Origin of the sequence: Chitinophaga cymbidii (genome assembly GCF_007992715.1) — a bacterium.
GTDB classification, from domain to species: domain Bacteria; phylum Bacteroidota; class Bacteroidia; order Chitinophagales; family Chitinophagaceae; genus Chitinophaga; species Chitinophaga cymbidii.
This window is the reverse complement of record NZ_BKAU01000004.1, coordinates 100,260-116,436: the sequence shown is the minus strand read 5'-3', so window position 1 is coordinate 116,436 and position 16,177 is coordinate 100,260. Positions and strand designations below refer to the sequence as shown.

The window sequence follows — 16,177 nt, the reverse complement described above, 5'->3', positions numbered from 1 at the left end:
AGGTTGCTTTAAGGATGCCCCACCCTGATGCGCACCGTTCCCCAATGCACTTTCCGTTCGATAGGATTGAATGTTTTTGTTTCGTAGCTCGCCAGGAAAACGATCTCGTGCCCTTGCGGACAACCCGGCTTTATTTTGATCACCGAGCTGAGTGTGAACCCGTCCGGCCAGCGTGCGGGGATAATTTCGTCCGCCAGCGTTTCTTCGTCATAGGCCACCCAGGGGTCTTCGGTATAGAGCCGCAGACGGGAAGCATCCTTGTAAAGCATAATTCGTTCCCCCGCTTCCGTTATACCGTTCCCATTGCCGCTGCCAAAAGCTGAATCGCGCAGCGGCCTGCCGTCGTCTATCTTGATATCCGTCCATTCCGGCGCATCGGACCATACCGGTACGATCATTTCATCTTCAGACACCTGGTCGCCGTCTGCCGTGATCTGTAACAGTAATTTTATTTCCGGAGGCGCTGCATGCGGCGGCGGCTGCTTCTGGCAATCCACGCGAACGGACGGCAATTGCAGTACACGTATGCCGGGCGCGGCCCTCACCTTTACCAGCGAATCGATGACCGTTACGGTGGGGTCATTGGAGCGGATGCGGACGCGCACCTGCTGGATCTGTTTGTTGCCTCCGCCGCGGTTCAGTAAACGCAGCGTAAGGGTGTTGTGTCCGGTTTTAAGGTAGCCGCTTTCAGGCATGGCATTCGTACTATCATTGATCAACGACGGTCTTCCAACACCGGAAGCCTGCTGTAACTTATATTCCAGCCCCATCCATGCAACCGCATCCCCCTCCCGGTAGATCGCGGTTTCCGTTGCACCGGCGGATTGCGTCAGCTGCAAACGGCCTTCGGCGTTGGCCCGCGACTGCGCAAGCCGTAAGCGGCCTGTTAGGAGATCATACCGTAGCACCTGGTATTCCTGCCCCGCTTCATAGATCGCCGGCGTGGTGATCTTCGCTTCCACATTTTTCGCGGACGGGCCGAGCGGCAGCCAGCGCCGCGTGTACAAACCCCATCCGTTTTTATTCACATGACGCAGGTACAGGAAGCCCGGTTGCCGGAGATTACTTTCCACTTTATAATCCCTTATTTCAAAAGCGGGATACAGATCGTAATGCGACCATACGGCGGGAAGCGGCAATGGATGCTTAAACCCCTCCGCCACAAAGCGGAGCGCGCTTTCAAACACTTTTGTTTCTCCCGCATGATCCACCATATGCCCGCCTTCGAAAGACTGATAATCGGGCTGCACGCCTCCCTCCCACGCCGCTCCCGCGCGCACTTCTTCGTTCAGCCAGTACAGGATGTCGGTTGGACTGGTATGTATGCGCACCCGCACGCCTTCGAGGTTACCGAAGGTGTAACGGACCGGGTACAGGGTATGCCGTTCAGGATAGCCGATAAAAAATTCGGGACTGCCCATGATGCTGACGATGGCGCTCACGTCGTCCGGGTATTTACCACCGAGGTATAAAGACATGATCCCGCCCATGCTGAAACCGATGATCCCGCGGTGCTGCCTGTCCGTCAACGTACGGAAAGTGCTATCGATATGCGCGGTCAGTTCGGGAAAATAATCTTTCATCTGCACGCGGAACTTCACATCCTCATGATTCCCGATATTGTACGGGCGCGGCTCGCTTTCATCGATATTCCCATCCCACATCACCATGATCACACGGTATTTATTCACTAACCGCTGTAAGGCGGTATAATCCAGTTTGGCGTTATCATCCTTAAAATGCCTGCCGCCCCATCCATGAAAAAAATAAACGACGGGATAGCGCCGGTTATCCGCATCATAACCTTCAGGCAGGTATAAACGGTATGTTTTGGGATGACCGAATACGCGGCTGTTGTGGGTCAGGTCGCGGTAAGGCGGTTGTTGCCCTGTTACGTCCGTTATGAGCAGGCACAGGCCGGCCATCAGCAAGAATAATCTCATCGTTCAACAATTTCGCTTTCTACGAGAAACCCGGCGGTATTATCCAGTTGTGCCGCCGTTACGGTAATGGTGAGTCGGCCTTGCGACCATGACCAGTTATCCGCGGACGTAGTGCCCTGCATATTGAGTTTCGTTACTTTCGAAGGTTTGCGGGCACAGGGTATGTTCAGCTTTCCTTCACTGAAAGGGATCACGGCCAGCCGCGCCGAAGCGGTCACCGCCCGGTCATCCTGCGCAACGAGGCCCCAGTTGCCGGACCACTGGATGTCTGCCAACTGTTTATGATCATCTTCCCTTAACGTCAATGCCGTGAGCACATCTTTTCCGGCGAAATGTTCCAGCCTGCCCCAGCAGCGAAGGCGCGGCGGGGCTTCCATACTGCCGGTGTGACTGTTGAGCCATGCGGGTTTCCACAGGATAGTACGGCGGTACCATTTATTCACCGCCAGCCGGCGGTTCAGGAAGCGGTCCGGAACGGGATCGCCGTTTTCGAGCTCTGTGGGCAGCACCGCGCCGGGCGATCCAAGAATAATGGTATTCATCAGTACTTCATCGTCCGTTCTCCATTCGTAAGAAGAAGAACCGCTGATGGCCACGTTCTGCTGCGACAACAATGAAGCCCACATGCTCCATTCGGCATGACCCTGGCGGGTATCGTACCACAGGTCGCCCTGGTCGTCGAGTGACACCATGTCTACCAGCGGCGCCCATAGCGGGCTGATGCCGTAATACAGGATGATAACTTCCGGATCGATGCTTTTTGCCGCTTCCGCAATGAGCCGCACCATTTCCCAGGAAGAGCGCTCGCCGCGGTACTTCGGGTCTCTCGGCGCGCCCATGTTCGGGTTAGGCATGCCATATCCGAAATCGAGCTTGATCAGCCGCGGCTTCAGGGTACGCATCACCTTCCGCGTTCTTTCCTGTAAAAAAGCGCGGGTGCGGGGTGAGCTGACATCCAGACAATAATAGGCATCGCCGGAAGGATCAAAATTCCAATTGGCCAGGCAGGGTTTTCCTGCCGTATCCACAATGAGATCATGCACGCCAAGCCCCGCCGCGGCCGTATCTTTTATCCATCCCACCGTTTCCCAGATTCCGATCTCCGTGTTCTTCCGACGGATATAATCCACGTCCGCAAAAAAATCGGGGAACTTCTGAAGGTTCGGCTGGCCGGAGCCCTGCGATGTTTCCCAGGGATCGTCGAGCACCATCATTTCGTTGCTCATATTTTCCATAAAGTCCGCGATGGGCCGGATCGGGTATTTCTTCAGCCGCCACATGCCCCAGGTGTTCCACACGGATGATACCGGTGCTACTTTTTTATCCGGGTCAACCGGAAAGGAAGCGTAGTATTTATGGAACGCGCCGATGGCGGAGGTGTCTATGGTGATTCGCAGCAGATCGTTCCAGGTGCGGCTCTGTGAAGGAGGCGCGCCCCACAGGTCTTCCCGGCAGAGGTACTGAAAGCAGCCGCGGCTGCCGCGTATTTGCAGCGTCATGGCGCCGTCCGGCACGCTGCCGGCGCCGATGCTGATCCATGCGTGGCCGTTGCCCATCGCTGCAAACAACACAGGGCGCGGGAAAGCGGCGCCATACGGCGTGCTCATAGAAGGCCCGAAATTGCCGAGCGCAATATCCGGCTGCCCGAAATCCCACATCCGAAAATAACTCTGCACCGTTCCGGCTTTCGCACCGGGCACACAATAGCCCATCGACTGCCAGCCGGGCAGAAAAGGCCGGTCCCATACGGGTTTAACGTTCACCGCGTTAGCGGGAATGGTTGTGGCCCCGATATACATTTCAACGATCTGCGGCACTTTGCCCCGCCAGCTGATCTCCAGCCTGCTGATGCGGATGCCCCAGGGGGCGCGCTCCAGCAACAGCGTACCGGTACCGGCGTTTCCCAGCTCCAGCGGCACTGTTGTCACCTTGCCGCTGAGCGGGGGAAGCGTTCCCCGCACGCGGGCTTTCAGATAGCGGAACTGCCCCTTGCCGTCCTTTATCCAGAACGAAGGTAGCAGCCCGCCCTGCCAGGTTACAGCACCACCGGGCTTTTCCGAAAGTTTGGCATGATCGTCCGTAATATTCCATTCAAAATGCAGGCCGCCATCTGTATAGGTCCATGCGGCCTGCTGTGCCTGCGCTTGAAAAAAGGCGCAAAGGCAAAACAGGCATATCCTTGTAAATACATTCATTTTTATCATGTCCATTTAAAAACTTCCTGTTGATGCCCATCTTCGGACATTAGTTCCTATCCTATTTTGCGAGGTTCGGGTTCAGCAATACATCATAATCAGGGATCGGTGAATGATATTGTTTTTTGGTAACCTCTACCACCGGCTGCATGTCCAGCGGATCTTTGAGGCTTTTTATCGTTTCTACTTTTTCCGTCCGCACAAGATCGAACCAGCGGGAAAATTCCGCAGCCAGCTCCCATCCGCGTTCCGCTATCACGGAATCCCGGAAGGCCATCTTGCCGAGGCCCGGCGTCAGGTCATCCAGTCCCGCGCGGTCACGCACGCGGTTGATGGCCTTATAGGCTTCGCTGTCAGGCGTTCCGTCCGCCATCGCCTGCGCTTCCGCATAGATCAGCAACACTTCGGCAAAACGCAGGTAGTTCATATTCCGGGAAGTCATGTAGTCGTTTTCATAGGAAGCCTTCCCTTTCTCCGCGCCATCCCTGTATTTCGCAATGTAGGGATGTTTGGTGCTGCTCTGCTCAAAGCTGATGCCGTTGGTGAACTGCGTATGAAAAGTAGCATCTTTCCGCAAACCGGCGGGAAATCTTTTATAGAACCCGAGTTCAAAGAACACATCGTCCCAGCCGGATTCTTCCGATGGCATGGTGGTGTAGCCGCCCTGCGTCATGTAATAAGGGCTGTTGCACTTTTCCACCGAACAGAATTGTATGGCCCACACAATTTCCTCGTTGTTCTCATTGCTCAGCAGCCAGATGTCGGCAAAATTGTCCAGGATGTCATGCGGTGAATGATCGATCACATCCTTCGCTTCCGCGGCGGCCAATGCGTACTTCGTTTCATCTTTCAGCGGCCATCCGGCCATGGTCAGGTATACCTGCGCCAGCAAAGACCTGGCTGCCCACACCGTGGGCCTGCCAGGGTTGCCGGGCCATTCTGGCGGAAGGTGGTCTTCCGCAAACCGAAGGTCCGCCACGATGAGATCGTACACGTCCTTCACGGAAGATTTTTCTGCATTATAATCCATCTCGACAGATGTGATCAGCGGGATATCGCCAAAGATCCGCACGATCCAGAAATAGGAAAAAGCGCGCAGGAAACGGGCCTGCGCAACGAGTTTGTTTACATTGTCAGGGTTGGAGGCATTGACCTTCTCATAGTTCTGTATCACGTTATTGGCGGCGTAGATCACGGAGTAAGGAATGCGCCAGCCGGAGCTGCGCATCGCGCCGTTCTGGGAGGTGCCGGCAAAGAGGTCGAACTCCTTGAAGTCCTGCTTGTTGCCGCCGGACAAAGTGGTGAGGTCATCCGCTCCCATCAGCGGCACCCACACCCGCGTAGATCCGAAGCCATTCCAGGGATCGCTGACCAGCCGGCTGTAGATGGCCGTGACGGCTGCATCCAGGTCGGATTCCGTCTGAAAGAACACCTCGTTCACGAGAGAGCCTTGCAGGTTCTCATCCAGCTTCTGGCAGGAGCCGGACAATAACAGCATGCCAACGGCGAATATTTTCAGTTTTTTCATGGTCCTGCAATTTTTCAAAGTACAAGCCTTACGCCTATGGTAAAGGTCCGGAACGCCGGATAGGTGCTGTTGTCTATTCCCACGGCCACATCAGAGGTGTTGGGCGTGGTGGACAGCTCCGGGTCGAATCCTTTATATTTCGTGATCACAAAAAGGTTTTGTCCGCTTACATAAAACCTTGCCTGGCTGATCTTCATGCTTTTCATGAGCGGCAGCGGCAGGTTGTAGCCAAGTGTGAGGTTGGACAGCCGGATGAAGCTCCCGTCTTCCACGAACTGGCTGGTTTGTTGCAGCGTGTTGGTGGAAGTGGTGATGCCGGGGATGTCTGTATTTTCGTTATGCGGCGTCCATCTGCGCAGCACTTCCCGCGCCGTGGCATAACGCGCATCCGTGCTGAAGCTCATGGGCAGCCAGCGGGTAAAGTTCCAGACATCGTTTCCCTGCATGCCGTTCAAAAGCAGGTTGAGATCAAAATCTTTCCACTCCAGCGTGGTGTTCCAGCCCCAGGTAAAATCAGGGATGGCGCTGCCGATCTTCATCATGTCCGGCCCGCTGATCTCTCCGTCGCCATTTACATTCAGGTAATGCGCATCACCGGGTTGCCGCTGCACTTTGGCGGCTTCCGCCGCTTCGGCGGTTTTCCATACGCCCTGGTACACATATCCCCTGAACTGCCCCAGCGGCTCTCCTACTTTTACGATGAACGGATTGAGGCCGACGTTATAACCGCCGTTGGTATATATCTCCGTGGCGCCGCCGAGGTCCAGCACCTTGCTGCGGTTCGCGCTGATGTTAAAACCGGTTTGCAGCCGCAGGTTTTCTTTTTCGATCACCACGCCGTTGAGCATCAGTTCAATGCCTTTGTTCTGCAAGGAGCCTACGTTGCTCGTGCGCGTGCCGCCGCCGTTGTAATCCGGGATGTTCACGTCCAGCAGCAGGTCGGTTGTTTTTTTATGATAATAATCCAGCGCGCCGCTCAGCCGGCCGCCGAAAAAACCGAAGTCGATACCGATATCCAGCTGCGCGGTGGTTTCCCATTTCAGATCGGGATTGGCGGGCGTACCGGGGCCGATGCCCACGGACAAATTGTTGCCGTCGAAAGGATAGCCTCTTTCGAATGTTTGCAGCAGGTTGAGTGTTTTATACGGACCGATAGCCTGGTTGCCGGTCAGCCCGTAGCTGCTTCGCAGCTTCAGATCGCTGAAGACGTTCAGGTTGCGGATGAAAGGTTCTTCAGACATCCGCCAGGCGAAGGCGCCGGAAGGAAAGTAACCGTACCGGTTATCCCCTTTGAATTTGGAGGAGCCGTCCGCGCGAAAAGTTGCGGTGAACAGGTACCGGTCTTTCAACGTATAATTGACGCGGCCGAGGTAAGATTGCAGGGACCATTGCGAATAACCGGAGCCCACCCTGCGCGTGGCGCCCAGGGAAAGATCGTTATACCCGAGTGCAATGGACGGAAACCCCGTAGCCCAGGCTGTGCTGTATTTCGAGGTGCTGAGTTGCTGCTCATAACCCGCCGTGACCTTCAGCGAGTGAATAGTGTTAAAGACTTTGGCATAGTTGAGCATGTTGGTGTTCTGCAGGGTCCAGGTGAAGCCGTTGTCGTAACCGGCTTCCGTGCTGGACAGGTTATTGCCGGGCAGATATCTTTTCAGGTAGGGGTTGTTGTAATTGTTGCCGTTCACGCCGCCGCTGATGGATACGGACAGCTCATCCGTGATGCGGTAATTAAGCTGTGTGCTGGCGAGCACATTCAATACGTTGGCATCGAATATCCAGGCATCGGTGGAAAACACCGGGTTGGAAGTGATCGGCCCGTAAGAAGGAGAACGGGTATAATCTTTTGTGGCGGTATCCCATACGGGAACGTTGGGTGAAAATATCAGCGCGCTTCCGAGCGCGGTGTTGCGGCCATCGTAGCTATAAGTGTTCCGGGATTTTTCAAAGGTGCCGTAGAGGTTCAGATTGAAGTCCAGCCGCTTGCCCATCTTCGACTGCACATTTGCGCGGAGGCCGTAGCGCCTGTAGGAAGAATTCTCCACAATGCCTTTCTGATCGGCGAGGTTGCCGGAAATATAATAGCGGGTGTTGTCGCTCCCGCCGCTGAAGGACAGCTGGTAGTTCTGTGTTCCGCCGGTGCGCAATATCTCGTCCTGCCAGTCCGTGCCTCCGTTACGGCGCGCTTCCTCGATCTGCGCGGGCGTGAACAAGGGGCTCAGCCCGTCCACATCCTGCTTTACATTTGCTACTTCCATATATTCCGCGGCGTTGAGCAGGTCATATTTTTTACTGACCTTATCCATGCTGTAAAAAGCATCGAAAGAAAGCACATTGCGTCCCGGTTTGCCGCTCCTGGTGGTGATCATCACCACGCCGTTGGCTCCGCGCGAGCCGTAGATGGCGGTGGAGGAAGCGTCTTTGAGAATGTCCATCGATGCGATGTCGTTAGGGTTCAGCGTTCTGATATCTCCGCCGATGATCCCGTCTATCACGTACAGCGGATCGCTGTTGCCTGTGATGGAGTTGCCGCCGCGGATGCGGATCTTCATGCCCGCGCCGGGTGTGCCGTTCGGCTTCTGCACCAGCACGCCGGGGGCGCGGCCTTTCAATGCATCTTCCACCCGGATGATGGGCTGCTTTTCAAAGGAAGCGGCGGATACGGTGGCGATGGCGCCCGTAAGGTCCGCCCGCCGCGAGGTGCCGTAGCCGATTACCACGGCCTCCTGCAAACCGGTTACATCTCTCACCAGGCGCACGGAAATAGCGGTGCGGCCGCTCACGGATACTTCCTGCTTTACAAACCCGAGATAGGAAAATATCAGCGTTCCGTTGCCGTCCGGCAGCGTGATGGAATAATTTCCTTCGGTGTTGCTGGTGGTGCCCAGCGTGCTTTGTTTCAGTGAAATGGTCACGCCCGGCAGCGGTTGCCCCTTGTCGTCCGTGACCGTGCCTTTGACGGTGATGGCGGTACTTTTTTTAACGGGCGTTTCCGGCGCGGGCGCGGGTGCGTCCTCGCGGGGCACCACTACCACGGTTTTGTTGGAGATGCGGTAGCCGAGCGGATAATCCTTGAAACATGCGGCCAGTATTTCCGGGATGGTGGCGTCTTTCATGCGGATGTTCAACGGCGGCGCATTGTTGACATCTTCCAGGTTGTACAGGAATTTATAGTCGCTCTGCTGCTGAATGATGCCGAACAAGCGGGACAAATTGGCATCCTTCAGGTCCAGCGAGAGGCGCACATCCTGCGAATAGCCGGCAGATGCCTGCAACAGGCATGCCAGCATGAGAAAGGTGATGTTTCGCATACACGAAGGATTGATCCGGTGGTGGAACGGCAAAGCATACCTTCCCCCATCGGAAAGATGATTTTCATAACTTACATGGAACCGGCATTTCGGAATAAATACGATTACACTTCAAAAGCCCGGAGGTGGCAGCCTTCCCGGCTTCCTTTGTAACTGGCGAATTTCTACATAACGATTGTTTTTTGGTTTACTTACGGCAATCAGGATTTCCTTGCTTTGGCCGGTGTTACGCTAAGGGTGCGCCCTTCGAGCGTGAACTTTACTTTTCCTGTCATTTCCAGCAATTCCAGCACACCGGTGATATCTTCATAACGATGGATGCGGCCCGTGAAATGGAACTTCCGTTCCATGCCGCTTTCGCAGTTTATATCTACATCATACCAACGCTCTATCTGGCCGAGGATCTCGCCCAGGGAAGCGGCGTTGAAAACAAAAAGCCCGTTCTTCCAGGCCAGCGCCTCTTCCATGTCCGCGCGGGAAACCTTCACCGTTTCACCCGGCTGTACCTTAGCCTGGTAACCGGGTTGCAGCACAACGCCGGCGCCCTGTTTCAGGGGACTGACCCGCACGGCGCCGCTGGCCAGCGTGGTGCGTTCTTCGGGCATGTCCGTATAGGCATTTACGTTAAATGCCGTGCCGAGTACCCGCACGCGGGAGCGGCCGGTCTTCACGATGAAAGGGCGCCTGGAGTCTCCGGAAACTTCAAAGTAAGCCTCGCCGGAAAGCTCCACCACTCTTTCCTTTCCTTCAAAGTGTGTAGGGAACCGTAGTGACGACGCGGCATTCAGCCAGGCGGTGGTGCCGTCCGCCAGTATTACCGCGTACTCGCCGCCTTTGGGGGTTTTCAGCGTATGGTAAACCGGCGTGGCGTCTGCCGCGGCATAGGCGTTATAACGCAGAACGCTGTCGCCGTTCCGCATGCGCGTACCGTCCGCTTCCTCGAACTCCTGCAGCACATTGCCCTGCAGCAGCACCTCATTCCCGTTGCTCATGATCAGCTTCGCCACATTTCCGCGGGGGACCGGCGTATTGTTTCGCTGTTCCGTCGCCTGTGCCGGCGCGGAAAGCCGGGCATCCCGCTGTAACAGGTACACAATGCCGCCGCCCAGCAGCATCAGCACTACAGCCGCGGCGGCATACCGCAGGAACATCCTGATCTTCCCGGTACCGCGCGCTTTTTTCACCAGCAGCTCTCTTGTGCGCACATGATGCTCATCCTCCCAGTCCCGCAGCTGCGCCGCGATGTACGCAGGATCTGTCATGCGGCGATACAACTGTTCGTTGGCCGGGCTTTCCTGCCGCCATGCCTCCAGCCGCGCTGATTCTTCCGGCGTGATCGTTCCTTCGATCAGCCGCGCGAGGAGGTGCGAAATTTCAAAATGCGAATCTTCGTGCTGCATCATGCACAATAAAACGACTACACGGACGGAAAGGATGGAAGAGGAAGAAAAAAAATTAACGGAACAGCGCCGCCATATGCACCAGCGCAACCATCAGGCTGGTATTGGCGGAGCCGGCGAACAGCTCTTTCAGCAGCTTGATGGCGCGCATCTTCTGGGACTTTACAGTATTCACGGAAACCTGCAGCTGCCGCGCGATCTCCGCGTTCCGCAACCCCTGGAAATACCCGAGATTGAGCACGCTGCGGCAACCTTCGGGCAGCTTTTGCAGGGCGCGGTGCACATCCGCCAGCGCCTCCGCCTCTATCATCCGCTCCAGCATGGTATCCTGCATGTCCGCCTCCGTGCGCTGCATCGCGGAGTATTTACGCACCACTTTGTCATGCTTCTGCATGTCCAGGATCGCGTTTTTCACCGTCACATACAGGAAAGAACGGATAGCCGCTTCATGCGCGAAATCCGCATGCCGCTCCCACAGCCGCTCAAAAGCATCCTGCACCACATCCGCCGCTATCACCGGTGAATCCGGTAAAAATCCCCTCGCAAAATAGCACAGGGCTGCATGATACCGGTCGAAGCAAGTAGCAAAGGCATGGTGATCGCCTCTCTGAAATTCCTGTATGTAAAGTCCCTCTTGCAAACAGTGATTGGTTGAAACGGTGGAATAAAGTGGAAAAACGTTAATTGTAAAGGGAACATTTATTATTTAAAAATAAAAAATTCAATTTAAATGCCTGCTAAAATTATTTGAACGGACGCGACTTATACGATTGTACTTCCACCCCGCTTTTTGCAGTATAAATAATAAGGCTACAAATTTTACCCGCCCGCCATCATCGCCCAAACACCGCCATAGCAGCTGGTTTTGAAGCAATTACAATTGAACCGGCGCGAAATAATTATCATGAAAAGAAAAAACGGAAAGATTATCAGGATAAAAAAATTTTAATTGTTAAAGAAACAGTTATTTAAAATTAATTTCTACCTTGTTGTCAACTTACACGGAATTGGCAGCATTCCATTACTCAATTTTCCACGTTCAGAGATTACCAATTTCTCTTCAGCACGTGCTGCAACACTTCAATTGACCAATATCATCGAATGACGGGAACCGGTGTCTGACCGGACTTTGCGGGAATGCATGCAACCGACCGCCCGCGCGCTTTTCACAAAAAATCATTAAACAAAGATCAATATGAAAAAAATTGTATTGGGGCTTATTTCCATTTCCACGCTTTCCTTCCTGTCCTGTAAAACGCCGGACAACAAGGAGAAAACAGCAGCCGGAACGGAAGATTCGGCCAGCAACAAACCGCTGATGAAAGACTTCATGGGCATTAACGGACATTTCCATTTCAAACCGGCTTTATACGGACAGGTATGCCGCCTCGTGCGGAATTATCACAATATAGACTGGGATGTAAACAAGCCCGGGGATTCCATCACCATTCCCAATACGATCAACAACATCAACTGGAAAAGGGATGTATACGGGCCCTGGAAGCAGGGCGGCTTTGAAACCGACATCTGCATGCAGTTCGCAAAATTCGGCGGCGGGCATGATGGTTTCATCGAAAAATGGAAGGGGCAGGAACAATGGAGCTATAATTATGCCAAAGCCATGGCGGCGTATTACGGCCCCTCCGGCACGGAGAAGCTCGCCACATCTTTCGAGATCGATAATGAGCCGGGCCGCCGGGTGGACCTTCCCGTATTCCGCAACCTCTTCGTACAAATGGCCAAGGGCCTCCGCGACGGCGATCCCAAGGCAAAGATCGTTACGCCTACCGTACACGCCCGCACAGCGGACGACTATTCGCAGGACGTGCATTCCTTCTATGCGGATGCGGACGTACTGCCGCTCTACGATGTACTGAACGTGCACACCTACGCCACCCTCCCGAAATCCGGCAATAATCCCAATTCCTGGAACCGCACCTGGCCGGAAGACACCACCGCTATCTATCAGAAAGTAGTGCAGGAAACGATCGACTGGCGCAACAGCACCGCACCCGGCAAAGAAGTATGGGTAACGGAATTCGGTTATGATGCCTGCACACCGGGCGCCATGCAGCACCGGAAAGACTGGTGGGAGAAGCTGGACTGGCAGGGGCATACCGACCTGCAGCAGGCGCAATACCTCGTGCGGTCTTTCCTCGCGTTTGCCAAAATGGATATAGAGCGCGCATACCTGTATTATTATAACGATGATGATGAAGCGTCTTTCCATGCGGCATCCGGCCTTACCCGGAAGTTTGAGCCGAAGATGTCTTTCCACGCTGTGCGGCAGCTGTATGAAACACTGGGCAATTACCGTTTCAGCCGCATCGTGAAAGAAGATTACGGGCAGCTGTATGTGTACGAGTTCAAACACGGCAGCGATGCGAATAACATCATCTGGGTGGCCTGGTCCCCCACCGGCGTGAAGTCCCACGAAAAAGACGGCTACCAGCCACGCGAAGCCAGAGTCACGCTGACAGACATGCCCGGCAAAGCCGTCAGCGTAAAAGCTATGTCCACCGCCGCGGGCGAAGCCCCGGACGCTGCCTGGGAACAGCAGGGCGACCACTCTATCAGTCTTACTATCGGCGAAGGCCCTGCCTATATTCTCCTGAAGAAATAAGCATCTGTTCAAGTATGTAGAAAGTTAAAAATCGCATGTCATGAAAAAATTTCTATCACTGCTGTGCATGATCCCATGCCTTTCCTCCGGCGCACTGTTCGCCGGGGGAACAGCGGCTGGTCACAGCCCTACCATGCCTCCGGAGGCCGCTTTCCAGGCGGAAACCACCATCACCGGCACCGTTAAGGACGAAAAGGGAGAGCTGCTCCCCGGTGTAACGGTGCGCGTCAAAGACCAAACCATCGCAGCCATTACCAATGAATCCGGAAGATTCACCCTGAAGGTGCCGGACCGCAACGTAGTGCTGGTCTTCACTTTCATGGGGTACGTTACGCAGGAACGCAGCGTGGGCAACAACAACACGCTCAACGTAACGATGCCCACTTCTTCCGAAAACCTGGGAGAAGTGATCGTGGTGGGTTACGGCACGCAGAAGAAAGTTTCCGTAACGGGCGCCATCTCTTCTGTGACCACCAAAGACCTGTTGCAATCGCCCGTTGCCAACATCAGCAACTCGCTGGCCGGCCGCATGTCCGGCCTGCTGGCCCGGCAATCCAGCGGCGAGCCGGGGCAGGACGCCTCCACGCTCAGGATCAGGGGCATCGGCACGTTCACCGGTTCACAGGAGCCGCTGATCATGGTAGACGGTATTGAAGTATCCAACTACAACAACATCGATCCGAACGAGATCGAAAGCGTGACCATCCTGAAAGATGCCTCCTCCACCGCCATATACGGCGTACGCGGCGCCAACGGCGTATTGCTCATCACCACCCGCCGCGGCAAGGAAGGCAAACCGCAACTGAACCTGACCACCAACGTGGCGCTCAACAGCTTCGTGGACCTTCGCGAACCGATGAACAGCGCGGAATACACCCGCTCGTACAATGCGGCCAGGAAATACGACAGCTATATCACCGGCGCCGTTTACACACCGCGCTTCAGTGATGCGGACATCGCCAAGTACGAATCCGGCGAAGATCCCATTATGTACCCCAGCACCAACTATTACGACATGCTGCTGAAAAAGACCTCCGTACAAACGCAGCAAAACCTCACCATCAGCGGAGGCACTGAAAAAACAAAGTACTTCATATCCGGCGGCCTGTTCAACCAGGAAGCGCTTTTCAAACAAACTACGCTGGACCCCGGATGGGACGCGCAGATCAAATTCAAGCGCTATAACTTCCGCTCCAACTTTAACTTCGACGTTACAAAAAGACTGAAGATCGCGCTGGACCTTTCCATGCAAAACGAAAACCGGCGCGGCTCCAACTGGAATACCAACCGCATCATACAGGCCATCGGCGACGCACCACCATGGCAATCGCCGGGCATTGTGGACAACAAGATCGTTACACAGGGCTACAGCCAGCCGGTGAGTCCCATCGTGAACCTGCTCGGCTCCGGCTACTCCAAGGAATTCCGCAGCTACCTCAACGGTACCGTGAGAGCGGATTATGCGCTGGACTTCATCACCGAAGGCTTGTCCATCCACGGAAAAATCTCCTACCAGAACTTCAACAGCAAGCGCGATACCTACAGCAAGAACGTGGTAACGTACTCGGTTAAACGATTACCGGACGGATCGCTGCAATTCCGCCCGCAGAGCCTGGAAGAGCCTTTCGGCTACGCCGAGGCCATCGCCAAGAACCGGCGCACCTATGCGGAAGCGGGCATCAACTACAACCGCACTTTCGGTGATCATGCCGTTACCGGCCTCGTACTATACAACCAGACAAAACTTTTCGATCCCAACCTGGCCTTCCTGGTGCCGAACGGTTACCAGGGCGTGGTGGGACGTGTGACCTATGCATACAAAGACCGTTACATGGCCGAGTTCAACGCGGGCTATAACGGCACGGAAAACTTTGCGGAAGGCCGGCGCTTCGGCTTCTTCCCCGCCTACTCCATTGGCTGGATACCCTCGATGGAACCGTTCTTCCCGAAGAACGACGTGCTGACCTTCCTGAAGATCAGGGCTTCTTATGGTGAAGTGGGCAACGACAAGCTCAACAATGCCCGCTTCCTCTACCGTCCCACTTCCTACACTTATTCCACCGGCTACTATTTCGGCGAAGCCGGCGTCAACTATTCGATCTACACCACTCCCGTGGAAGGCGCGCTCGGCAACGAGCTGCTCACCTGGGAAAGAGCGGTGAAGCAGAACGTAGGGCTGGAAATGCGGTTTTGGAAAGACAAGTTCGCGATAACGGCGGACTACTTCTCCGAAATGCGCAACAACATCCTCGCCACCCGGCAGACCACGCCTGTGATCACCGGCGCCAACTTCCCGCCGTACAACTTCGGCAAGATGCAGAACCGCGGCATTGATGGCGATATCTCTTTTAACGACAACATCGGGAATGTGCAGTACTGGGTGAAAGGAACGTTTACGTTCGCGCGCAACAAGATCCTGGAGATGGATGAAATTCCCCAACCCATGCCTTACCAGCAGCGCACCGGACATCGTGTGGGGCAGTACTTCGGTTTGATCGCGGAAGGATTGTATAATTCATGGGATGAAGTGAACGACGCGAAAAGGCCCGCATCGCAATGGAACAACAACAAGATCCAGCCCGGCGATATCCGGTACAAGGATGTGAACGGCGACGGACTTATTTCCGAAGAAGATTATGTGCCCATCGGCTACTCCAATTTCCCGGAACAATTGTACGGCCTTTCATTAGGTGCAAGTTACAGGGGGTTTGATATTTCCGTGCTCTTCCAGGGCGCCACAAAGGTCAGCACAGACCTCCCTTCCCGCGCCAAGATCGCTTTTCCGCTGGACATCGGCGCGTACCGGGGCCTGCTCGAAAGCTGGTCACAGGAACGTTATGATGCGGGACTGCCTATCTCCTATCCGCACCTCGCCATCGGCACCGATGCGCAACAACATAACTACAAGGAATCCAGCTACTGGATCAGGGATGCGAGCTATGTGCGCCTCAAGAACGTAGAGATCGGTTATTCCCTCACGGCCAGCGCCCTGAGAAGGATCGGCATCAGCGCCGCGCGTTTCTATCTGAACGGCAATAACCTGCTGACCTGGCACGACCTGCCGCCGGGCATCGACCCGGAACAGCCGGTAGGCGTATGGGACGGCAACAGCAACGGCGCAGAGCCTTACCCGCTTGTGAAAACGATCAACTTCGGCCTTAATCTTAAATTCTGATG

8 protein-coding genes are annotated in these 16,177 nt (G+C 55.0%); 2 read left to right on the top strand and 6 right to left on the bottom strand.

Annotation, left to right across the window (positions count from 1 at the left end):
* Positions 1–8: 8 nt before the first annotated feature.
* The 6 genes from CCY01nite_RS16790 to CCY01nite_RS16765 all read right to left on the bottom strand — a co-directional run bounded on the left by CCY01nite_RS16790 (position 9) and on the right by CCY01nite_RS16765 (position 11,017).
* Positions 9–1,943, bottom strand: coding sequence for an alpha/beta hydrolase (locus CCY01nite_RS16790; protein ID WP_146864265.1), 1,935 nt, complete (start codon positions 1,941–1,943; stop codon positions 9–11).
* Positions 1,940–4,138, bottom strand: coding sequence for an alpha-amylase family protein (locus tag CCY01nite_RS16785; RefSeq protein ID WP_146864263.1), 2,199 nt, complete (start codon positions 4,136–4,138; stop codon positions 1,940–1,942). The genes CCY01nite_RS16790 and CCY01nite_RS16785 overlap by 4 nt, the downstream gene beginning before the upstream one ends.
* A 61-nt stretch (positions 4,139–4,199) precedes the next feature.
* Positions 4,200–5,666: a RagB/SusD family nutrient uptake outer membrane protein gene (locus CCY01nite_RS16780; protein ID WP_146864261.1), complete on the bottom strand. Its 1,467-nt coding sequence runs from the start codon at positions 5,664–5,666 to the stop codon at positions 4,200–4,202.
* A 14-nt stretch (positions 5,667–5,680) separates the two neighbouring features.
* Positions 5,681–8,977, bottom strand: coding sequence for a TonB-dependent receptor (locus tag CCY01nite_RS16775; protein ID WP_146864259.1), 3,297 nt, complete (start codon positions 8,975–8,977; stop codon positions 5,681–5,683).
* Positions 8,978–9,177: 200 nt separating this feature from the next.
* Entirely contained in the window at positions 9,178–10,377 is a 1,200-nt protein-coding gene (locus CCY01nite_RS16770; protein ID WP_186831108.1) for a FecR family protein, read from the bottom strand.
* 55 nt (positions 10,378–10,432) lie between these two features.
* Positions 10,433–11,017, bottom strand: a complete 585-nt coding sequence (locus CCY01nite_RS16765) for an RNA polymerase sigma-70 factor (RefSeq protein ID WP_186831107.1) — start codon at positions 11,015–11,017, stop codon at positions 10,433–10,435.
* 555 nt (positions 11,018–11,572) lie between these two features.
* Between CCY01nite_RS16765 and CCY01nite_RS16760 the strand changes: the two genes are divergently transcribed.
* Both CCY01nite_RS16760 and CCY01nite_RS16755 read left to right on the top strand, forming a co-directional pair.
* Positions 11,573–13,000, top strand: a complete 1,428-nt coding sequence (locus CCY01nite_RS16760; protein WP_146864253.1) for a glycoside hydrolase family 5 protein — start codon at positions 11,573–11,575, stop codon at positions 12,998–13,000.
* A gap of 40 nt (positions 13,001–13,040) precedes the next feature.
* Positions 13,041–16,175: a SusC/RagA family TonB-linked outer membrane protein gene (locus CCY01nite_RS16755; RefSeq protein WP_146864251.1), complete on the top strand. Its 3,135-nt coding sequence runs from the start codon at positions 13,041–13,043 to the stop codon at positions 16,173–16,175.
* The last annotated feature ends 2 nt before the right edge of the window (positions 16,176–16,177 follow it).